Genomic DNA, 21379 nt, shown 5'->3' with positions numbered 1-21379 from the left:
ATTTTTGGTGTCAGGGAGGGAAGGTTTCCAATCTCGCGGCAGCCACATCGGCAAGCACCGAAAGTGCCAGCGACGCTGCATCGCGTGTCGGACCGAAGAGACCGATCGGCGCACGGATACGATCGATGCATTCCGAGGAAACGCCTGCTGTGCGCAACAACTCTGTGCGCCTTCGATGCGAGCGGGTGCTCCCCAGCGCACCGATGTAGAAAGCTGGGGACTGCAAAGCGCGGTCCAAGACAACCGCTTCCAGATCGAGATCATGATGAAGAAGTACCACCGCTGTGAACGTATCGATGTCGATCGCGTCCAAGTTCCTAGAAGAGGACAGTAACTGTACCTCATAGCCGGAAGCCTGCGCCAGACGAGAGACTGCCTCGGCTTCTGCGGTTTGTCCGGAAATGACGACACGGGTCTGTGGACGATATACGGATAGGAAATCGCCCTCGTACCATCCAGACCGAGGTGGAACAGTTTCACTACGCGTCACCGCCTGCGATTTTGCGTCATAGCTCAACGCGACAGTCCGCCGGGCGGAAAGCTGATAGAGGACGGTCTCCAGCGGCTCCATGGCGTGAAGCACATGGATGGCAATCGTCACACCGCCTCCGCATGGCAGAACAATATCGAAAAATGGCGAGCCCTCGCCGTATGTCACAACGCGGTCGGCGCCAACAGCAATGGCCTCCAGGGCCTCGGCCGCAACAGCAGCCTCAATGCAGCCACCGGACAAGTATCCGCAATAATGCCCGTCGGATGATACCGCAAGGTGGGCGCCAAGAGAGCGCGCAGCCCCACCTCGAATTTCAACCAGTGTCGCAAGAGCGGCTCTGCCACGATCCAAAGCATCTAAAGCAAAGCGGAGTATCTCCGCCGGATCGTCAGAACTGTTTGCCCGTACGGGTACCGGCAGTGCGGTTGATATGGAAGCGCTCACGTCATTCCCTCAAGTGAGCGGCGGCCAAAAGGCCACCGAGGTTCGATTATGCAAGCTCAGGCAACTTGCTGATCAGCTTGTCCAAGGTCACGGGGTAATTTCGAACGCGGATACCTGTGGCATTATAGATTGCGTTGGCGATGGCTGCGGAGACCCCGCACAGACCAAGTTCTCCGATACCCTTTGCTTTCATTGGCGACGAATAGGGATCGGTTTCGTCCATGAAGATGACCTCCTGATGCGGAATGTCGGCATGGACCGGCACCTCGTACCCCGCGAGATCATGATTGACGAAGAAGCCGTGCCGCGTGTCGACTGCAAGCTCCTCGGAGAGAGCCCCGCCCGCTCCCATCGTCATGGCGCCAATCACCTGGCTCCGAGCCGTAATCGGGTTCAAGATTCGTCCCGCAGCACAGACCGCCAACATGCGGCGTATGCGCGTCTCGCCGGTTGCCACGTCAACGCCAACTTCGACAAAGTGGCCGCCGAATGTGGACTGCTGATGGGTTTTTGTCAGGTCGCCCCACTCCATCGAGTCTTCGCCAACAAGGCCATCATGTCCGGCGGCGTCTGACAGCGCTACGGTGCGGTTACCTGAACGCACCTTGCCGTCCTCAAAGACCACGTCGGATGAGTTGAAGCCAAGCTTGCTCGCGACAGCTTCGCGGAGTTTGACGCAGGCCGCGTAGACACCGGACGTTGCGGAATTCGCACCGAACTGTCCACCCGAACCGGCTGAGATGGGGAAGTTGGAATCTCCCAGCCGAACGACCACGTCCTCCACCGAAACGCCCATCATCTCTGCGGCAGTTTGAGCGATGATCGTATAGCTGCCGGTGCCGATGTCGGTCATATCGGTTTCGACGGTAACAATGCCATCGCTGCCGAGTTTCACCTTTGCACCGGACGGCATGACAAGATTGTTGCGGAAGGCTGCCGCAACGCCCATGCCGATCATCCAGTTTCCCTCGCGACGTTCTGAGGGACCGGTCCGCTTGTCCCATCCGAACGTCTCCGCACCACGCTTCAAACACCCGATAAGGTCGCGGTAGGAGAAAGGCCGATCGGGATTCTCTGGATCGACCTGGGTGTCGTTCTTGATCCTGAACTCGATCGGATCCATCCCCAACTTCTCTGCCATCTCATCGATAGCGATTTCCAATGCCATCAGTCCGGGAGCCTCACCCGGTGCCCGCATGGCATTGCCTTCCGGCAGGTCGAGAGTGGCGAGCTTCATCGCCGTCATCCGGTTTGCTCCGCCATAGAGCAACCGCGTTTGCATCACCGCCACTTCCGGCTGCCCATCGGGCAGATCGCCAGACCAGCTTTCATGCGCAATTGCCGTAATCTTGCCGTCTCGTTCGGTGCCGATCCGGATGCGTTGAATGGTGGCTGGACGATGAGTGGTGTTGTTGGGCATCATCGGGCGAGGAAGCGTGACCTTGACCGGACGCTGAACGGACTTTGCCGCGAAGGCTGCAAGCACGGCATCTGCCCTGAGGAATAACTTGCCTCCGAAGCCGCCGCCAATATAGGGCGACACGACGCGAACATTGTACTTATCGATGCCCAGCGTCGTCGCAAGATCGCCACGCCACCAGTCGATCATCTGGCTCGAGGTCCAGACGGTCACCTTGTCGCCTTCCCACGCAGCGATCGACGCATGGGGCTCCATCATCGCATGAGATTGATCAGGCGTGGTATATTCGGCATCGTGCGTCACAGGGGCCGCTGCAAAAGCGGCGTCGAATTCACCGGCAGAGCTTTCCGGCTCTGTCTTTGGATCCGGGGTCTCAGCATTATCCATCTCCGCCCGCAGATCGAACCGTCCCTTGGCTGGCGCGTAATCGACGCGAACCAGCGAGGCAGCCGCGCGCGCCTGCTCGAACGTCTCGGCCACAACGATCGCGATCGCTTGGTGATAGTGCTGTACTTCGCTTCCGCCGAAGAGTTTGGCGGTATTGTACTCGCCCTTCTCGAGATCGCCGACATCGAGCGTGGTGATCACATCCAAAATACCCGGTGCGGCTTTTGCAGCAGATGTATCGATGGAGGTTACGTGGCCTTTGGCTATCGCGGAACCGACCGGATATCCGTAGGCATAGGCGATGCCTGGTTCATGCCATTCATAGGCGTAAGTCGCCTGACCTGTTGTCTTCAATTGTCCATCAATGCGGTGGACCGGCTTACCGACGACCTTCAATTGATCGATGGGGTTTGTTGTCGCTGGCGTTTCAAACTTCATCGATTAAACCCTCGCTTCTGCAAGAACTGCGCCCAGCGTTCTTTCGATCAGATCAATTTTGAATGCGTTTTCGCTCGTGGGACGCGCGCCCTCCATCAATGCTGTGGACATGGCACGCGCGCCGTTCTGCAACTCGCCTTCAGCGCCTTCGACACGCCACGGTTTGTGAGCAACACCGCCGACGGCAACTTTGCCGGAACCGTCGGGCGCGATGACGGCTGCGACGGACACAAGCGCAAAAGCGTAGGATGCGCGGTCGCGCACTTTGCGATAGATTTGTGTTCCACCCTCTGGCTTCGGCAACACAACGCTGGTAATGAGTTCTCCTGGCTGCAATTCCGTCTCGATATGCGGGGTTTCGCCCGGCAGCCGATAAAACTCGTCAAGCGTCATAGAGCGCTGGCTTCCGTCCGGCTTGACCGTCTCGACCTTCGCGTCCAGAGCCCGCAGCGCCACAGACATGTCGCTCGGATGAGTAGCGATACAGGCGTCACTCACCCCAATGACAGCAAGCTGGCGGGTATATCCCCCGATGGCGGAACAGCCACTGCCCGGCTGCCTCTTGTTGCAGGCCTGATTGGGATCGTAGAAATAGGGACAGCGCGTGCGCTGCAACAAATTGCCCGCCGTCGTGGCCTTGTTTCGCAGCTGCCCAGAGGCTCCCGCCACAAGCGCGCGCGACAGAAGCGGATAGTCGCGACGCACCGTCTCATCCGCAGCCAGATCAGTGTTTCTGACGAGAGCACCGATTCTCAAGCCACCCTCGGATGTGATCTCGACTTGGTCCAGGCCAAGTCCATTGACGTCAATGAGGTGTGTGGGTCTCTCGATTTCCAGCTTCATCAGGTCGAGGAGGTTAGTGCCACCGGCGATGAACTTTGCTCCGTCATGCTGAGCGGCGGACTCTGCGGCGCCTTTGATCGACGTGGCTCGCTCGTAGGAAAACTCTCTCATGCGCTTACTCCCGCAACATCTTCAATGGCTTCGAGAATGTTGGAGTAAGCCCCGCATCGACAGAGATTACCGCTCATGCGCTCTCGCACTTCCGAGGGTGAAAGCATAGTGGGCTCTGTCAGATCAGCTGTGACATGGCTCGGAATATTCGCCTTTATTTCTTCCAGAACAGCGACGGCGGAACAGATCTGTCCCGGTGTGCAATAGCCACACTGAAAGCCGTCGTGCTTGATGAACGCCGCCTGCATCGGGTGCAGATTGTCCGGCTCACCCAAACCTTCGATGGTGGTGATTTCATCACCTTCATGCATGACCGCAAGCGTCAGACAGGCATTGATGCGACGGCCATTAACCATGACAGTACATGCGCCGCACTGGCCGTGGTCGCATCCCTTTTTTGTTCCTGTGAGCTGCAGGTGCTCGCGTAGAGCGTCAAGGAGGGTGGTGCGATTATCGAGTGTCAGGCGTTCCGCTTTGCCATTGACCTCGAACGTTACTTCAGTTCTGCTTTGCAAGGCTCTGTCCTTCGTGTCTGCGGCACAAACAAGATTGCGCCTCCCCACCGCAATCGGTGCAGCCAACGGGACAAGCCATTGTCGACGTTAAAGTTCCAAACCTGGAGAACGTTTTCCTAAGGAGCTGTTCGTAAAGCTGACCTGCTGAAAGATTTCCCACTCCTGTTGGAAAGAGGCTCTCAAACCTTCGTCATTGAGATCAGGAGGCGACGCAAGACATGAAACAAACACAGTGTAACGAGCAGCTGTGTTGAGACGGTTTCGTCCCAACACGCACACCCCCCCACACCCGCTAAGCGACTGCGTTACTTACCTTGTCCTGCCTTACCGAGGCCAAGCAGGTGGTAGAAGGCAATCGCTCCGATTGTCGCCGTCCCGATACCGTCCAGCGTAAATCCGCCGACATTGAGCTTGAAATTTCCGGCGCCCAGAACCAAAGCGATACCGACGGTGATCAGGTTTCGCGGCTCGGAGAAATCAACCTTGTTCTCGACCCAAATCCGGCCCGCCGTCGCGGCGATAAGTCCGAAGACGACCACAGAAAGTCCACCAATCACCGGCCCCGGTATTGTCTGAATGAGCGCGCCGAACTTCGGAGAGAAGCCGAGAATGATGGCGACAAAGGCCGCGACGACGAAGACGAGCGTAGAGAAAATGCGGGTAATCGCCATGACGCCCATGTTTTCGGCATAGGTCGTCATACCTGTTCCACCGAAGGCGCCGGAGAAGATGGTTGCGATGCCATCGCCGATAAAGGCGCGACCCAAATAGGGATCGAGATCACGCCCCGTCATTGCTTCGATTGCCTTGATGTGCCCGAGATTTTCCGCCACCAGGATGACGACAACCGGAGCAATAAGGCCGATGGCCGAGGCGGAGAAGACCGGCGTTGTGAAGCGTGGCATGCCGAGCCATGAAGCCGCTTCGACGCCGGAAAAATCGACCGGCTTGCCAAGACCTAATCCGTTCGCAATCACAAGGTAGACGAGATAAGCGATCGCACCGCCGAGCAGAATGGGCAAGCGCCGCGCCATGCCAGGAGCGTAGACCGCGATCGCACCAACCGATGTAACTGTCAGGATCGCAATCCAACGTGAGATCTGGTCGCCATCGGGATTACCAGGGCCTGCGCCAGACGCGCTTGCGATCGCAATCGGCGCAAGGACCAGACCGATCGCAGCGACGATTGCCCCGGTCAGCACCGGCGGCATCAGCTTTTCGATCCAGTTGTGGCCGGCGATAATGACGATGACACCGATCAGCGCATAGAGGACCCCAGCGGCAATGATGCCGCCAAGCGCGAGGGCGATATTCGGGCTCGCAGCGCCCGCAGCCGCACCTGTCGCGACCAGAACCGGCCCGATGAAGGCGAAGGACGAACCGAGATAGCTCGGCACACGGCCGCCCACGGCGATGAAGAAGATCAGCGTCGAAATGCCGGAAAACAAAATCGAAACGTTGGGATCAAAGCCCATGATCAGAGGCGCGAGAACCGTGGAGCCAAACATCGCCACCACATGCTGCAGACCCAGCACCGCGGTTTGTCCGCCGGGCAATCGCTCGTCAGGCATGATCCGCCCTTCGGTCTTCAGTCGCCAGCGAGGAAAATAGCCGCCCATATTGCTCATTGTCGTCCTCCCACGAACGCTACGGCTTCGCGCTGGCGAGTCTCCGGAGCCAGCTCATCACCGTGCAAAATCTTCTTTTGGTGATTTACGCCTGCCGCGCGGTGTCGAATCGTCGGTGGCGCATCTCTTCGGGGGTAGCGCGATAGCTGTGGCCTGTCATCGGCGCAGGATCGTTTCCCACTGTTCTTGTATGTTCGGCAGCTTAATGATTTTCCACTAACATTGAGAGAGGCGTCTGCTTCAGAGAGCCAACCCGCTCGCCCTGTCGAAAACATGGACCCGCTCGTATTTGATATTGGCTGCGAACAGCGAATTCGTTCTCACCAGTTGTTCGCCATCAACCACCGCGGTCACATGGTGGCCTGCAAGATCGAAAACTACATGGGTCTGCGCACCCGTCGGTTCGACCAGTAACGTCTTGCCAGAGACTATAACATCGCCTTCGCCGCCCATGGCGAAATGCTCCGGGCGTAGTCCGATCGTCACCGACTGCCCGCGCCTGACCTTGCGATCGGTGGAAATACGGATCGCCGTGCCGTTATCCAGTCGCGCTGCCGGTGCTCCGTCCTCGCCGTCAACGATGCATTCGATCAGGTTCATGGCTGGCGAGCCGATAAAGGCAGCGACGAAGAGATTGGCGGGCTTCTTGTATAGCTCGAGCGGCGTGCCTTGCTGCTCGATGCGCCCTTGGTTGAGGACGACGACGCGGTCTGCGAGCGTCATGGCTTCGATCTGATCGTGCGTCACATAGATCGACGTGGTGCCGACCTTCTGATGCAGCGTTTTGATTTCGCTGCGCATCTGCACGCGCAGTTTCGCGTCGAGATTGGACAATGGCTCGTCGAAAAGAAAGACCGCCGGATTGCGCACGACAGCGCGCCCCATGGCCACGCGCTGGCGCTGGCCGCCGGAAAGCTGCGACGGTTTACGATCCAGCAGATTGGCGAGATCCAGCATACGCGCAGCTTCGGCCACGCGCTCCTCGATCACCGCCTTGGGTTGACCGGCGATCTTCAGATTGAATCCCATATTCTCGGCGACCGTCATATGCGGATAAAGCGCATAGGACTGAAACACCATGGCGATGTTGCGCTCCCTCGGCGTCATCTCGTTGACGATCTTGCCGCCAATCAGGACGTCGCCATCGGTAATTTCCTCAAGCCCGGCAATCATGCGCAGCAGCGTGGACTTGCCGCATCCGGAAGGTCCAACCAGCGCGATGAATTCGCCGTCGACTATCTCAAGCGAAATGCCGTGGATGACCCCGAGCGAGCCGTAGGTTTTGCGAATATCTTTAAGTTCTACAGATGCCATTGTCTTCCCCTCTCAGGACTTGACGGCGCCGGCCGTCAGACCCGCGATGATGTGTTTTTGCGCTAAGAAGAACACGATGATGGTCGGCAGAATCGTCATGGTGATGAAAGCCAGCACAAGCTGCCATTCCGTGCCGAACTCGCCGCGATAAACCATGATGCCGAGCGGCCATGGGTATTTGGATTCCGAGTTCAGCATGATGAGCGGCAGGATATAGCTGTTCCAGCTGCCGACGAAGGAGACGATCCCGACTGTTGCGATGATGGGGCGCGAGAGCGGCATGGAGATGTACCAGAAGAATTTCAGGTACCCGCAGCCGTCGACGAACGCTGCCTGGAACAGTTCGTCAGGGAGATTTCTGAAATAGTTGCGGAAGAGCAGGATGCTCATTCCCAGACCAAAGGCCACCTGCGGCAGCACGACGCCCCAATAGGTATCGAGCAGCCCAAGATCGCGGATGCGGATAAAGAGCGGCAGGATGGCTGTCGCAGCCGGAAACATCAGCCCTAACAGGAAGTAATTGAGCAGAAAGTTCGAGCCGAAGAACTTCACATGCGCGAAGGTGAAGGCTGCCATCGCCGAGACGACAAGCGTTAGGAACACCGTAAGAACAGCGATGACCAGCGAGTTGAAAATCTGCAGCCAATAGCGCTTTCCAAGCAGAATATCGCCGTAGTTTGCCCACTGCCACTCGGCTGGCAGACCGAAGGGATTGACGCGCAGGTCGCCGAGCGTCTTGAAGCCTCCAAGTGCCGTCGTCAGCAGCGGAATGAGCACGATGGCAGCGATGAGGGTCAGCGACACATAGAGGTAGATCCTCGTCTGCACGCTGACGCGGACGGATGTGGATGTATCAGTCATGACGCATGAAGATCCTTTTGTAACCGAAGGCAAGCGTGACGCAGATGATGAACAGCACCACCCCGACAGCGCTTCCAAGCCCGACCTGCATGCGCATGACGCCGTATGTGTAAAGGAACGTGACCATGGTCTGGGTGGAATTGGATGGACCACCGCCCGTCAGCGGCATGATCATGTCGAAGAGCTGCAACGAGCCGATCACGGCAAAGAAAATCGAAAGGCGCACGGTCGAGCCGAGCATCGGCAGGGTCACGTAGCGAAACTTCTGCCAGCCGGTGGCCCCGTCGATTTCGGCGGCCTCCAGCACGTTCTTGTCCACCGATTGCAGACCGGCGATAAACAGCATCATATGGAAGCCGAAATATTTCCAGACGATGACAGCAAGAACGGCATAGATCGCAACATCCTTATCCGCCAACACATAGGGGTTGGCAAAGCCGAAGAAGTTAGAGATGGCGGCAAAGAGCCCGTAGTCGCCGTCATAGACAAAGCGCCAGATCAGGCCGGCGGCGACATCTGCCAGAACATAGGGCAGAAAGAAGACGAGGCGAAATGCCACGACGCCTGGTATGCGATGGGCCAACATCGTCGCAAGCCAGATCGCCAGCGGGATCTGAATGCAGAAAGAAATGACGATGATCAGCGCATTGTTGATCAGCGCCTGCGAGAAGGCAGCATTGCCGAACAGAACCTGAAAGTTCTTGAGCCCGATGAACTCGCTTGGCGTGCCGTAGCCGTTCCAACGGTAAAGGCTGTACCAGGCCGCCTCCCCCATCGGCAGGATCACGAAGAGGGTGAACAACAGCAGCGCCGGAGGCAGAAAAATCAACAATGTCAGCGCGCGGTCATGCGCAACGGAGCTCTGCTTCCGCTTCGACTTGACGACCGGGCTCGCCAGTGCAGGCGCTGCATTCATGGAAATATTGGTCATATTATCCGCTTTCGTATTCACGCAATGGCGACGGGCACCGCGCAAACGGCGCCCGTCGTTCAGGCGGGATCAGCGAAGCTCGAAAGCATCCTGGATCTGCTGCGCGCCCTCTTCGGGCGTCATTTGACCGGAGACGATTTCGACGGAGATGTCGTTGACGACGCGGCCAACAGCGGCACCGAGCGTCTGGTCGAAGAAGTTTTGATGCCACGTGGACGCCGCAAGTTGCTTGGCGGAATCGGCCATCAGCGGATCCTTGACCGCTTCACTCGCACCGACCGCGACGGGTAGGATCATGCCCGCTGCCGCGAGCTTCTTCTCGTTATCGGCGTTGGTGAGGAAGGTGGCAAAGTCGATAGCCTCTTTCGAAGCATTCTTCGTAACCGCCCATCCGTTCAGACCACCAAGCGTATCGGTGGCTTTACCGGCACCGCCCTCGACCATCGGAAAAGCAAAGCGACCGAGATTGTCGGACGAAAGGCCTTTGCCATCACCAGCATTCTTGCGCTGGTTGGCTTCGGTATTGTCGAAACCAAGGATCATCGCTGCCTTGCCATCGCCAAAGACGCCGAGCGCCTGCGGCCAGGTGGCCCCAAGATAGCCCGGTTGGAACGGTTCGAGTTTACCGAATTCCGCAAGCTGCTCCCCGGCCTTGATGATGGCAGGGTCCATAAAGCCTTCGCCCTCGCCCTTGCTCGCCGCCTCGAAGACCGCCTGGCCTCCATTGCGCATGACGAGATAGCTCCAGTAGAAATGGATCGGCCATTTCTCGCCACCGCCACCGGCAATCGGAACGATGCCGGCTTCCTTGATCTTCTTCACCGCGGCGCCAAGATCATCCCATGTCTTGATGTCGTCGGCCTTAACGCCTGCCTTGGAAAATAGCTCCTTATTGTAGAAGAAGCTGACGAGGCTGACGCGATACGGCACAGCCCACACTTTGCCATCGAAGGAGAGGCCATCGATGGCGGCCGGGTTATAGGTGTTTCGAATCTTGCCGCCATCGGCATCGAAAATTTCGGTCAGATCCTTGAGTGCCCCTGTCTTCGATTGCTCCTCAAGCACGCCACCGCCCCAGCTGTAGAAGAAATCCGGGACGTCATTCGATTGCAAAAGGGTGGGGAGCTTGGCCTTGAAGGCTTCGTTTTCCAGGAATTGCAGCTGGATGTCGACATCTGGATGTTGCGTCTCGTAATCCTTGGCAATCTCCTCCCAGACAGCCACGGATTTCGGATCGAGTTCGACATGCATCCACTTGACGACAGTTGCGGCAGAAACGCTTGCTGCGCCGAGCATGAAGGTAATGGCTGTGGTCGAGGCAAGCGTGATCAGCTTGCCGCCCAGGCTTGCGCCCGCGTGCATATACGTCATGGTGATGATCCTCCCGGGGATTTCCTCACATTTATTCCCCACTCCGAATTAATTCATATAAGAATTCACTTACTGTCAAGGCGGCATGACTATTTTTCCAGTCGATGCTTGACATAGCGACGCATCTCAACGCTATTTAATCCGCGATCCGATATTAATCGGACGTCCTGATTTGCTCTGCTCAAGCTCGCTGCGACTGGACCCATGAAGACTGCCGACCCCGAACTGATGCGTGCAATCAATCGCTTGAACGTCCTCGACACTATCCGTCGTCACGGTCCTATTTCACGCGTGGAAATCAGTGAGAGGACACAGCTGTCCACCACCACTGTTTCGGCAATAACGGCATCGTTACTTGATGACGGCCTCATTCTCTCTCGCCACCTTGGCGATATACGGACTGAAGGCGCTCGAGGCCGTCCCCGCGTGATGCTGGAGCTCAATCCAGATGCTGCCCGCGTGGTTGGTGCGAAGATCGCCGCCAACCGCATGGTCTTCGTCCTCACTGATTTCTGCGGCAATGTCTTGTCGTCGCTCTCGCTGCCAATTCGCATCGACCGCCAGCCGATCGGCGTGATTGCAGACCTGATCGAAGACGGCGTTCGTCGATGCGTTGTCGATGCAGGGCTCTCGCTCGAAGATGTCGACCGCGTTTGTCTTGGCCTGCCCGGCGTAATCGAGCATCGCACCGGCAAGATCCGCTTCAGCCCGGTGCTAAGGGAAGTCAACATCGATTTTGCCGACGAGATGACGGCGCGCTTTGGAACGCCTACCATCATCGAAAGCGATGCCCATGCCGTGACACTTGGCCACCACTGGTTTGGCAAGGCGCGCGATCTTGAGGACACGGTGCTGATTTCTTTGGAGCAGACGCTCGGACTCGGGGTTCTGCACAGAAACGATCTCTTCCGCGGCGCTGGCGGCCTCAGCCACAATCTCGGCGATCTCGTGCTCGTCGCGAGCCCGGAGGGCACGGTCCGGCTGGCGAGCCAAGCGGGCGAGAATGCAATCCTCGCGTCACGTCCGGCTGACGGTCGTTTTGCCGAGGCGATCCGGCTTGGGCGCGGCATTCAACATGCGCAGACGCTGGTTCTTGCACAGGACAATGATCTTATCGCAGCCGCCCAACGCGCGGGCGCCGCGATTGGCCTGACGCTTGCCAATATCGTGACCTTGTTTGCTCCGCCGCGAGTCATCTTCGTCGGCTCCAGCCTCGATCTCGGCGCCCCCTTCATCGATAGCATCAGGAGCGCCTACGAAATTTCCGTGCCGCCATCCCTTCAGGGCGTGGCGGAACTGGTTTTCGACAATTGCAGCGACGAACTTTGGGCACAGGGGGCTGCGGCTGTCGCGCTTTACGAACTCTACGAATCGCCTTGGAACACCACAGGCCCAGCTCTCTGAGGAGTGAGCGGGCACAGCATGATGGGAGAGAAGAATATGCAAAAGGTCGGCATCGGCATCATCGGGTGCGGCAATATCTCGGGCGCTTACTTGAAGGCGATGGCATCGTTCCCGATCCTCGACATCAAGGGTGTCGCGGATATGAACGCGGACATGGCCAAAGCGAAGGCCGAGGAATTTAAGATCGCCGCTCGAAGCGTCGATGAACTGCTGGCTGATCCGGAGATCGAGATCATCGTCAACCTGACGATCCCCAAGGCGCATGTCGAGGTGGGCTTGAGAGCGCTGGATGCCGGCAAGCACACCTATTCCGAAAAGCCGCTTGGCATCAACTTCGCCGAAGGCAAAAAGCTTGCCGAAGCGGCCAAGGCGAAGGGTCTCCGCATCGGTGCAGCGCCCGATACGTTTCTTGGCGGCGGTCATCAGACGGCGAGAACCCTTATCGATCAAGGCGTTCTTGGCACACCCGTCGGAGGTACTGCGACCTTCATGTGCCCGGGACACGAACGCTGGCACCCTAATCCCGCCTTCTACTACGAAGTCGGCGGCGGACCGATGCTGGACATGGGACCCTATTATATCACCGATCTCGTCAACCTCTTCGGACCAGTCGCCAAGGTGGCAGGCTTTGCCTTCTCTCCACGCGCAGAGCGGCTGATTACCAGCGAGCCCCGCAACGGCGAAAAAATCCCGGTTCATGTGGCGACCCATGTGGCAGGCGCGCTGGCATTCCAGAACGGCGCCATCGTTCAGGTCGGCATGAGCTTCGACGTGGCAGGGCACAGGCACGTCCCGCTCGAACTCTACGGCACGGACGGGACCCTGCTGGTACCCGATCCCAACCACTTTGGTGGCGAGGTCCAGCTGCTGAAAAAAGGCGGCGAGTTCGAAACCCAGGAACTGTCGTCGCCCTATGCGGATGGCAACTACCGATCGATCGGCGTCGCGGACATGGCCCATGCTATCCGCTCCAATCGCCAGCACCGAGCCAATGGCGATCTGGCGCTGCACGTTCTTGAAGTCATGGAAGCGTTTCAAACCGCATCGGACACGGGCACAACCGTTTCCATCACCACCGTCGTTGACCGCCCGGCCCCGCTGGCCGAGTCGCTTGTCGACGGCCGGATCGGTCAATAATTCTGAGGAGGAATAAAATGCGTGAAGCACTGCTAGTATGGGGCGGCTGGAGCGGCCACGAACCCGAGGAATGCTCGGTCATCATCAAGGATCTTCTCGAAGGGGAAGGCTTCAAGGTCTATGTCGAGCATAGCACCGAGGCCTTTGCCGATCCCTCTGTCCACGATCTCAGCCTCGTCGTACCGATCGTCACCATGTCCAAGATCGAAAAGGAAGAGATCAAGAATCTCGCCACCGCCGTCGAAAACGGTGTTGGCATCGCCGGATATCACGGTGGTGCCGGCGACAGCTTTCGCGAATGCGTCGAGTATCAATTCATGATCGGTGGACAATGGGTTGCCCACCCCGGCAACATCATCGACTACACCGTCAACATCACCAAGCCGGAAGACCCGATCATGGCGGGCATCACCGATTTCCCCTACACGTCCGAGCAATATTACATGCACGTCGATCCTTCGAACGATGTTCTCGCGACGACGACCTTCACCGGCGATCATGCATGGTGGATCGATGGCGTCGTCATGCCGGTCGCCTGGAAGCGCAACTACGGGAAAGGTCGCGTCTTCTATTCATCGCTCGGTCACCAGGCAAAGGAATTCGCTGTACCGCAGATGCGGGAGATTTTCCGCCGCGGCGCCAATTGGGCGGCGCGCTGACATTGTGGGAATTGACCTGATGCAAAGCCGCGTGCGTTCGAGCGCGCGTCTTCGCATAATGGTGCACTACGGAGACGGAAATTAGCTAATAACAACCCGCTGAGCGGAGTCTTTGGCTTTGAGCGTCTCTACCAAGTGGTCTGCCAGGCGCATAGCGAGCGCGACGGCCGGCATAGTGGGATTGGCATGCCCGCCCGTAGGGAAGACGCAACTCCCGGCAATGAAAAGATTGCTGACGCCGTGCACTTTGCAGTCACGATCGACAACGCCATCTTCAGGCGATGTGCTCATCCGCGTCAAGCCGATCTGGTGAAAGCCGTCAAAGGCCTGGTCACGCAGCGCTTGCAGCCGCTCGGATGCCGGGTGCAGGTAATCAAGCTTTCCCATCCCTCTTTCTTTCAGCCATCGATCGAGAACAGCATGCGACCTCTCTATCGATACAAGGTCCTCATCACGCACCCGATAATCGATCGCAACCGTTGCCACGTGATCCTCCTCCGTCGAAGGCGACGGCACAACGGTGCTGGACATGTCGGGAGCCTGTTCGGCATGGTAGCGCAGCAGATAGCGCCGGGCGGGATTGACGATCGGCGCTCTCCGATCGCGGCGCCGGAGCAGTTGGCCGATTGTCGCGCGTATATCCCTCAGGGCTGACATCGAGGGGACGAGATTGCGGAGATGGACGCGGTAACGCGTACCTCTTCGGAGTTGAGAGCCAGCAGCTTTACCATTGGCGAAAAAGCGATAAAGCCCGGTCAGTTGAAGAGCGAGAAACACGGCTGACAGTCCGGCGGAATGGTGGAGGGCATTCGAGATGGAGATCGTGTCGAGCCAGAAGACGCAATTGAGTAGGCCGAGGCGCTGTTGCGCATCACAGGAAAGCTGGAAACGGTGCCGAAAGATGCCTCCGCCTGTTGTCGCTTGAAACGACAGAGCATCGACGCTGACATCGTCCTTTAGTTCTACAATCGCAATGTAGCCTGTCAGATGACCTTGGTAGAAGCGCCCAAGAGCAGGGGAAAGACCATCGGGATGCGCTTTGTGCAATTGGTGGAGCAATCGCACGTTCCCGATCCCGCCTGCGGCGAGCACCAGCCTTTCAGCGGGAATTCGCAAAGTCCCCGCTTTGCCTTGAAGGTGCAGATGCGTGACGGCACGGTCGGAATCGAGCCCGATCGAACTGAGAACCGTGTCTGGGAGAAAATGGATCAGCTTGGATTGCTCGATCCTTTTGCGGTACTCCAGGCCAAGGTTGGGCTTGGAACTCCACCACTCTATCGCGTTGCGGTGAACGTCACCGGAAGAGCGGTCTATTTGCTCCTCACCTAAGTCGGTGTCCGCGACATACAAAAACTTCAGCGCGTCTTGATAGTAGCGGCTTACCTCCTCATGGGAGATCGGCCATCCGGAGTTGGGAACGTATGGGCGCTGAAGAAAATCGATATCGTCGAAAGCGACGCACCGCCCTCCCCACAGCGAAGACGTGCCGCCTAGGCCACTGGCGGTGGCAGACATCAAGGGCGCGTGATGGTGATTTGCGACGCTGACATGGCGCCCTGTCTCGCCACTCTCACCCGCTTCCACCAGGAGAACGGAAATACCCTGCTCTTCCAACCTGCATGCAAGAGCAAGGCCGACCGGACCAGCTCCAACGATGCACACCTGAAACGGTATCGATGTCGCGTCAAGCGCGGTGTGAATCATGGCTTCCCATTTCTGCAGACCATGACCACTAAAGGGCGATACCGCAGTCATGACAACGACCAGATCTTGTCCTTCACTTTCTACCCGAAGATTGCCCAAAAACGGGCGAACGATCCCTCGCGGGAGGTCGATCCAACCCTCACGCGAACACAAAAATCCCACTCGACGCAGAGCCCGCGCCGATCTGATCAAACGCACCTTCTATGAAAAAGCCCTGGTAAAAAAACGCACCTTCCGGCTGCAACGCAAAGGAGTACCAAGGCGGCCGGATCAACGAGGAAGCATCTGATAAAGGAGAGAGATTTGAAAAAACTGATGAGGTTTTTTGTTTATCTAGCACTCACGATGGCTCTGGCTCCAACTGCTTGGGCACAATCTGGAGAAGAGGATCATGGTGCCACCGTCGAGAAAATGAATGCCTATGTCGGCTTTATGAACCGCGCAATCCGCGCGTCTGACTCTCTTTCCCGCTATGAAAGCTGGGTGAACATGAAGAAGGGTCCGACCGGAAAAGAACGCATCATATATGGCCTCTACGCACCCTATGACGTTCGCACCGAGATTGCAGCGGCGGAAGAAGCAACGGGTGCTGAGCCCAAGATGCCAGAGCTCGACGCAGCGATGACACGTTTCATCGCCGTCTATAAGGATCTTGCGCCGGTTCTGGAAAAGGCCAGCAAGTACTATGACCGCTCGGACTACAAGAGCGACAAGATGCAGGGCGGCAAAGAATTTCACGCTCAGATCGTCAAGTTCGCGGACGAATTCTCAAAAGCGCGGACGGAGGCCGACACGCTTCTGGCAAAAGAGAAGCGTCAAATCGACTTGCAGGAACTGGCAGCGCTGGAGAAAGCTGAGGGCAAGAAATCCCGCTGGCAGGTGCGCAATATCATGATCAAGGCCCAGGCCGTCATGGAGACCTTACCGAGCGGCGGTGAGACCAAAGTCGATCTCGGTGCCTACGACAGCTCGCTCAAGGACTATGCCGAAGCCGTCAAGGTATTCGACGACTACGCGACTGAGCATCCCGGCTCCTTCCACGTGTTTGAATCCAGCCCAGCTACACTCCTCAGCAAGCTGCGTGACTTTCAGGAAAAACTGCAGAAGTCCAAGGGCGATGCTCGCAAAGCCGCCAACGATCTGGAGTGGATCTATAACGACTACAATATGATGGTCTCCACCTCGCAGAGCGCGACAATGTTTTCCAAGGACTAAAGCATGCCGCGCAAAAGTGTGCAGTGGTTTTGCGATAACAAAGACCTAAAGCGTATGAGCGAATCTGAAAGATCGCGACACGCTTTAATCCGCTCTCGTATGGGTCCCTGCCCTCTGCCAATGCGGCGTGTTTACACCGCATTGGCAGGTGGAGTGCCTGCGGGCTTGCTAGTTCACCCGGTCGCCATTGCTGTCAAAGACGTGGAGCCGGGCTTCCGGCAAGCCAACGCTGATCAACACCCCAGGCTGTAAAAGTGCACGATCCGACGAAAACAGCTTGAAGGGAAGTCCGTGCACCGTAAGGTGCAGAATAATGCCGAGGCCGGTCGGTTCAACGAGCTCCACATTAGCATCCACACCACCCGTCTGTGGTGCGACGACGACGTGCTCGGGACGGATACCAAGGGTCATGGCCTCACCATCTTTGAGCGGAATCGTTCGGCCTAGGGGAAGTTGGCTACCGTCTGGCAACGCCATTGAGCTTCCATAAGGCTTCTGAACACAGCGGCCTTCAAGGAAGTTCATTCCCGGTGAACCGATAAATCCGGCGACGAAGAGATTGGCTGGGCGATCGTAAAGATCGAGCGGCGCACCGATCTGTTGGACGTATCCGGCATTCATGGCGACAATACGCGAGGCGAGCGTCATGGCCTCGATCTGGTCATGGGTGACGTAGACGGAGGTTGCACGTAAATCCGCATGCATCCGCTTGATTTCCGCGCGCATCTGCTCGCGCAGACGCGCGTCAAGGTTGGACAAGGGCTCGTCGAAAAGAAAGGCTTTGGGCTGTCGCACAATGGCGCGCCCCATGGCAACGCGTTGACGCTGGCCGCCGGAGAGCGCCTTCGGGCGCCTTGCAAGATAGGGATCGAGACCGAGCTTACTCGATGCTGACGAAACGGCCGCCGCAATCGCTTCCTTGGGGCTACGGCGCAATCGCAGGCTGTAGCTCATATTGTCGGCGACACTCATATGCGGGTAGAGCGCGTAGGACTGAAACACCATGGCGATGTCGCGGTCCTTGGGCTTGAGATTATTCACGAGTTGGCCGTCGATGGAGAGCGTGCCGGAGGTAATTTCCTCCAGGCCCGCTATCATCCGCAGCAGCGTGGATTTGCCGCAACCGGATGGACCGACGAGAACGACGAACTCGCCATCGGCGATGGAGAGATCCACACCATGCAGGACAGGATGATCGCCGTAGGACTTGGCGACACGGTTCAGCTCGATGGAAGCCATGGATTTATCCTTTTACTGCACCGGCCGTCAGGCCTTGTACGAGATATCTTTGGATCAGCAGGAAGAAGAGACATGCGGGAATGAGCGCCAGGACGCCCGCTGCCATCATTTGCCCGAAGTCGACGGAGAATTTTGACACAAAGGTCAGCAGGCCGACCGGGAACGTCGCGCTCTGGTTTCCAGAAATCAGCATCAGCGCAAAGAGCAACTCACTCCAGGCCGCAGTGAAGACGAAGCCGAGCGTCGCGGCAATTCCAGGCAAGGTCAGAGGCAGGATTATCTGGCGGAAGGCGGTGAAGCGGCTTGCGCCGTCGATCATGGCGGCCTCCTCCAGATCCTTCGGAATGCCGTCGAAGAACGACTGCATGAGGAAAGTCGCGAAGGGCACGTTGAACGCGGTGTAGACGATAACGAGGCCGGTCAGGCTGTTGGTCAGGCCCAAGGGTGACAGCATCTTGAATATCGGTGCCACCAGCATCACCAAGGGGAACATCTGGGTGATGAGCATCAAGGCGATGATCCAGTATTTCCCCCGGAACTGAAAGCGCGAAAGCGCATAGCCGGAAAGCGACGACAGCACCGTGACGGCAAATGCCGTCGATCCGGCAACGATCACGCTATTCTTGAAGAATGTCGGAAAAGCGCTGTTTTCGATCACGAAGCGATAGTGGTCGAAGGTTGCGCGCGACGGCCATAGCCGCACGCCCTCGCTATAGAGCAAGTCGTTCGGGGTCACCGAAACCTTGAGCAGCCAGAACAGGGGAAAAAGCGCGAACGCGATATAAGCGAGGATTGCCAGGCGATGCGCGACAGTGAGAAAAATTCGGCCGGTCACGGATCAATCCTTCTCGATGAGGCGCTGGCGCATGATGACGATCAGCATGGAGTAGGCGAGCAGAAGCACGAGCAGAACCAGCGCGACTGCCGAGGCATAGCCAAAGTCCAGCCGCTTGAAAGCCTGTGTGAAAATATAGCTTGCAACGATCTGCGTGCGGTCGGCCGGGCCACCATTGGTCATAACGATGATGAGGTCGGCAAAGTTGGCGATCCAGACGGTGCGAAGCAGGACGGTGATTGCAATCGTCGGCGCCAAAAATGGCAAGGTGATCGAGGTGAAGCGCTGAAGCGGGCTTGCGCCGTCGATAGAGGCCGCTTCGTACAGGTCGCGCGGAATGGCCTGCAAAGCGGCCAAAAGGGTGATGGCGAAGAACGGTATGCCCCACCAGACATTGGCGATGATCGGTCCCCACATGGCAAGATGCGGATCGGCGAGAATATTGTTCGGCGCTGACAACAGACCCAGCGATGTCATCCAGTAGGGAAGCGGACCAATCACCGGGTTAAACAACCACGCCCAATTGAGGCCGGCCAGAAAGGTTGGAACAGCCCAGGGGAGGAAGACCAACGCCTGGGCGATACCGCGCCCGGCAAATGGCTTGTCGAGCAGCAGGGCTAGAATGAGGCCGAAGAAGAATTGCAGGAATACCGACGCGCCCGTCCACCACAGCGTATTCTTCAAGGCGCGGTAGAAGGCCGCATCCTGAGACAGCGTCTTGAAATGCTCGAGGCCGATGAAGCCACCGGAAAACGGATTGAGCAATTGAACGTCGCGGAACGCATATGACAACCCCAGGACCAAGGGCACCATCATCACCGTGACGATGAGAACAAGCACTGGCGCGCTGTAGAGCCATGGCTCAGCCGAGTTGGCCAGCCTTCGCAACATAGGTTTGCGCGACACCGTAGGTGCGGCGCTTGAAAATGACGACATCAATTGCTCCTCAGCGTAACGAGGTCTGGCCGGAGGCCACCCGCTGATCTCAACTTCACGGCATGGCACGCAAAGGTCTTCGAGAACTCTGCGGTAACGACATGCGACAAAACAACGGCTTAAAGCGCGGGCGGATCGACAAGCTCGCGAAGCACTTCAAAGTTCATACCAACAAGAAGGTGGCGCACCTGGAAAGCTACGCCACCGGCCTCCATCACTTGGACTGAAGGAACTTCTGCTGCGCCTTCGTCATGTAGTCCGCCCACTGCTTAGCAAGGTCCTCGGGTGTGATATCACCCAGAAGAGCTTCCTGGGACGTCTTGATCACAAGCGAATCCTTGAAGTAGGCAAACTCCTGAAGGTAGGTCGGCATGGTCGTCGGCACGGCGTTCTTGTCGGCCAGCTCCTCAAACCATCCCTTGAACTGCTCGCTCGCATAGAAGGGGTCCTTCTCGGCGGAGGTGTGCACCGGAAGAGCCCCGGTCTTCTTGTTCCACTCGATATTGCCTTCAGGTCCTTCCAGTGTTTCGATCAGCTTCCAGGAGAGATCCTTGTCCTTCGAAGAGGCCATCATCGACCAACCGGCGAAACCGATCGTCGGGAAGGTCTTGCCATCCGGGCCCTTCGGCATGGTCATGACGCCGAAATCTTCGCTCTTCATGCGCTGAGCAATGGCGATCAAAGCGTCCGGATCCTGATCGAGGAAGGCGCAGGTGCCGGAATAGAAGCCAGCGACGATTTCGTTGAAGCCCCAGTTGACGCTATCCTTCGGCGCATAGCCGTTCTTGTAGAGATCGACGACGTAGGTCAGGCCCTTAACCCAGCCGGGGCTGTCGAATGTCGACTTGCCGTCCTTGGTGAAGAACTCGTTAGAGCCGGCCATGGACGCACCGAACATGACCCAGCCGTTCAGACCTCCGGGGCCACCGCGAAGGCAGTAGCCATACTTGCCCGGAATGGCGGAAATCTTCTTTGACGCTTCGGCAAATTCGTGCAGCGTCTTCGGTGGCTCTTTCACGCCAGCCTGTTCAAGCAGCTTCTTGTTGTAGAACATGGCGCGGAGATAGAAGCCGTAGGGCAGCATGTAGGCGGTGTTCTTCACATCGCGGCCTAGCTCCAATGCGCGTGGCGTCAGATCCGAAGTGTACTGCCACTTTGCCAGATAGGGCTCCAGGCTCTCGAGCATGCCGTTATTGGCATAGAGCGACAGCCATGTGTCGGGTATTTCCATCACGTCCGGAACATCGCCAGCCGATACCATGGTGGCGAACTTCTGGAAGGCTTCGTTCCATGGAAGCGATATGATTTCGACCTTCGTGCCCGGATTGGCGGCCTCGAATTTGCCGACGAGGCTTTTCAGCGTCTCGGTACGCTCGGGGCTGGTGATGACCTCCACGAGTTTGAGCGTCGTGTCGGCAAGCGCCGTTCCGGCCATCATCGCGGTAAAGAATGCTGCTGCTACCAGTTTTTTCATGTCGTTCTCCCTTTTTTGTT

Annotated in this window: 18 protein-coding genes; 4 read left to right on the top strand and 14 right to left on the bottom strand. The window is 57.7% G+C overall.

Going from position 1 to position 21379, the window contains the following annotated elements; all coding sequences use genetic code 11:
- Nucleotides 1-10 precede the first annotated feature (10 nt).
- From QE408_RS07740 to QE408_RS07700, 9 genes are all read right to left on the bottom strand, one after another.
- Entirely contained in the window at nucleotides 11-937 is a 927-nt protein-coding gene (locus tag QE408_RS07740; protein ID WP_306929863.1) for an XdhC family protein, read from the bottom strand.
- A gap of 46 nt (nucleotides 938-983) precedes the next feature.
- Complete coding sequence (gene paoC / locus QE408_RS07735) at nucleotides 984-3182, bottom strand: aldehyde oxidoreductase molybdenum-binding subunit PaoC (protein WP_306929860.1); 2199 nt, start codon at nucleotides 3180-3182, stop codon at nucleotides 984-986.
- 3 nt (nucleotides 3183-3185) lie between these two features.
- Nucleotides 3186-4136 carry an FAD binding domain-containing protein gene (locus tag QE408_RS07730; RefSeq protein WP_306929858.1) on the bottom strand — a complete coding sequence of 317 codons (951 nt, stop codon included), beginning with the start codon at nucleotides 4134-4136 and terminating at the stop codon, nucleotides 3186-3188.
- Complete coding sequence (gene paoA / locus QE408_RS07725; RefSeq protein WP_306929856.1) at nucleotides 4133-4717, bottom strand: aldehyde dehydrogenase iron-sulfur subunit PaoA; 585 nt, start codon at nucleotides 4715-4717, stop codon at nucleotides 4133-4135. The genes QE408_RS07730 and paoA overlap by 4 nt, the downstream gene beginning before the upstream one ends.
- A 239-nt stretch (nucleotides 4718-4956) precedes the next feature.
- The gene (locus QE408_RS07720; RefSeq protein ID WP_306929854.1) at nucleotides 4957-6279 is read right to left on the bottom strand and encodes a solute carrier family 23 protein; all 1323 of its coding nucleotides are present in this window, start codon (nucleotides 6277-6279) and stop codon (nucleotides 4957-4959) included.
- A 240-nt stretch (nucleotides 6280-6519) separates the two neighbouring features.
- Nucleotides 6520-7593, bottom strand: coding sequence for an ABC transporter ATP-binding protein (locus QE408_RS07715; RefSeq protein ID WP_306929852.1), 1074 nt, complete (start codon nucleotides 7591-7593; stop codon nucleotides 6520-6522).
- A 12-nt stretch (nucleotides 7594-7605) separates the two neighbouring features.
- Nucleotides 7606-8454: a carbohydrate ABC transporter permease gene (locus QE408_RS07710; protein ID WP_306929851.1), complete on the bottom strand. Its 849-nt coding sequence runs from the start codon at nucleotides 8452-8454 to the stop codon at nucleotides 7606-7608.
- Nucleotides 8447-9370, bottom strand: coding sequence for a carbohydrate ABC transporter permease (locus tag QE408_RS07705; RefSeq protein WP_373465523.1), 924 nt, complete (start codon nucleotides 9368-9370; stop codon nucleotides 8447-8449). Before QE408_RS07705 ends, QE408_RS07710 begins: the two co-directional genes overlap by 8 nt.
- An 84-nt stretch (nucleotides 9371-9454) precedes the next feature.
- Nucleotides 9455-10756 (bottom strand): ABC transporter substrate-binding protein, encoded by a 1302-nt coding sequence (locus QE408_RS07700; RefSeq protein WP_306929847.1) that lies wholly within the window; start codon nucleotides 10754-10756, stop codon nucleotides 9455-9457.
- Between the two features lie 204 nt (nucleotides 10757-10960).
- Here QE408_RS07700 and QE408_RS07695 point away from each other — a divergent pair, with 204 nt between their 5' ends.
- The 3 genes from QE408_RS07695 to QE408_RS07685 are packed head-to-tail and all read left to right on the top strand — an operon-like array spanning nucleotide 10961 to nucleotide 13956.
- Nucleotides 10961-12160, top strand: coding sequence for an ROK family transcriptional regulator (locus tag QE408_RS07695; protein WP_306929845.1), 1200 nt, complete (start codon nucleotides 10961-10963; stop codon nucleotides 12158-12160).
- 36 nt (nucleotides 12161-12196) lie between these two features.
- Nucleotides 12197-13297, top strand: coding sequence for a Gfo/Idh/MocA family protein (locus QE408_RS07690; protein WP_306929844.1), 1101 nt, complete (start codon nucleotides 12197-12199; stop codon nucleotides 13295-13297).
- A 17-nt stretch (nucleotides 13298-13314) separates the two neighbouring features.
- On the top strand, nucleotides 13315-13956 hold the full coding sequence (locus tag QE408_RS07685; RefSeq protein WP_306929842.1) for a ThuA domain-containing protein: 642 nt from the start codon (nucleotides 13315-13317) through the stop codon (nucleotides 13954-13956).
- An 81-nt stretch (nucleotides 13957-14037) separates the two neighbouring features.
- Here the strand turns inward: QE408_RS07685 and QE408_RS07680 are convergent, their stop codons facing one another.
- Nucleotides 14038-15711, bottom strand: coding sequence for an FAD-dependent oxidoreductase (locus QE408_RS07680; protein WP_306929840.1), 1674 nt, complete (start codon nucleotides 15709-15711; stop codon nucleotides 14038-14040).
- 264 nt (nucleotides 15712-15975) lie between these two features.
- Between QE408_RS07680 and QE408_RS07675 the strand changes: the two genes are divergently transcribed.
- Complete coding sequence (locus QE408_RS07675) at nucleotides 15976-16875, top strand: YiiG family protein (protein ID WP_306929838.1); 900 nt, start codon at nucleotides 15976-15978, stop codon at nucleotides 16873-16875.
- Nucleotides 16876-17043: 168 nt separating this feature from the next.
- Here QE408_RS07675 and QE408_RS07670 read toward each other — a convergent pair whose 3' ends face one another.
- The 4 genes from QE408_RS07670 to QE408_RS07655 form a co-directional block, all read right to left on the bottom strand.
- Nucleotides 17044-18114 (bottom strand): ABC transporter ATP-binding protein, encoded by a 1071-nt coding sequence (locus QE408_RS07670; RefSeq protein WP_306929837.1) that lies wholly within the window; start codon nucleotides 18112-18114, stop codon nucleotides 17044-17046.
- Nucleotides 18115-18118: 4 nt separating this feature from the next.
- Complete coding sequence (locus QE408_RS07665; RefSeq protein WP_306929834.1) at nucleotides 18119-18949, bottom strand: carbohydrate ABC transporter permease; 831 nt, start codon at nucleotides 18947-18949, stop codon at nucleotides 18119-18121.
- A gap of 3 nt (nucleotides 18950-18952) precedes the next feature.
- Nucleotides 18953-19840, bottom strand: a complete 888-nt coding sequence (locus QE408_RS07660; protein ID WP_373465522.1) for a carbohydrate ABC transporter permease — start codon at nucleotides 19838-19840, stop codon at nucleotides 18953-18955.
- Nucleotides 19841-20099: 259 nt separating this feature from the next.
- Nucleotides 20100-21359: an ABC transporter substrate-binding protein gene (locus tag QE408_RS07655; protein WP_306929831.1), complete on the bottom strand. Its 1260-nt coding sequence runs from the start codon at nucleotides 21357-21359 to the stop codon at nucleotides 20100-20102.
- Nucleotides 21360-21379 lie beyond the last annotated feature (20 nt).

The organism is Agrobacterium larrymoorei, from assembly GCF_030819275.1.
GTDB lineage: Bacteria > Pseudomonadota > Alphaproteobacteria > Rhizobiales > Rhizobiaceae > Agrobacterium > Agrobacterium larrymoorei_B.
Note: the sequence above shows the minus strand (reverse complement) of the source record. Positions and strands in the feature narration are given on the sequence as shown.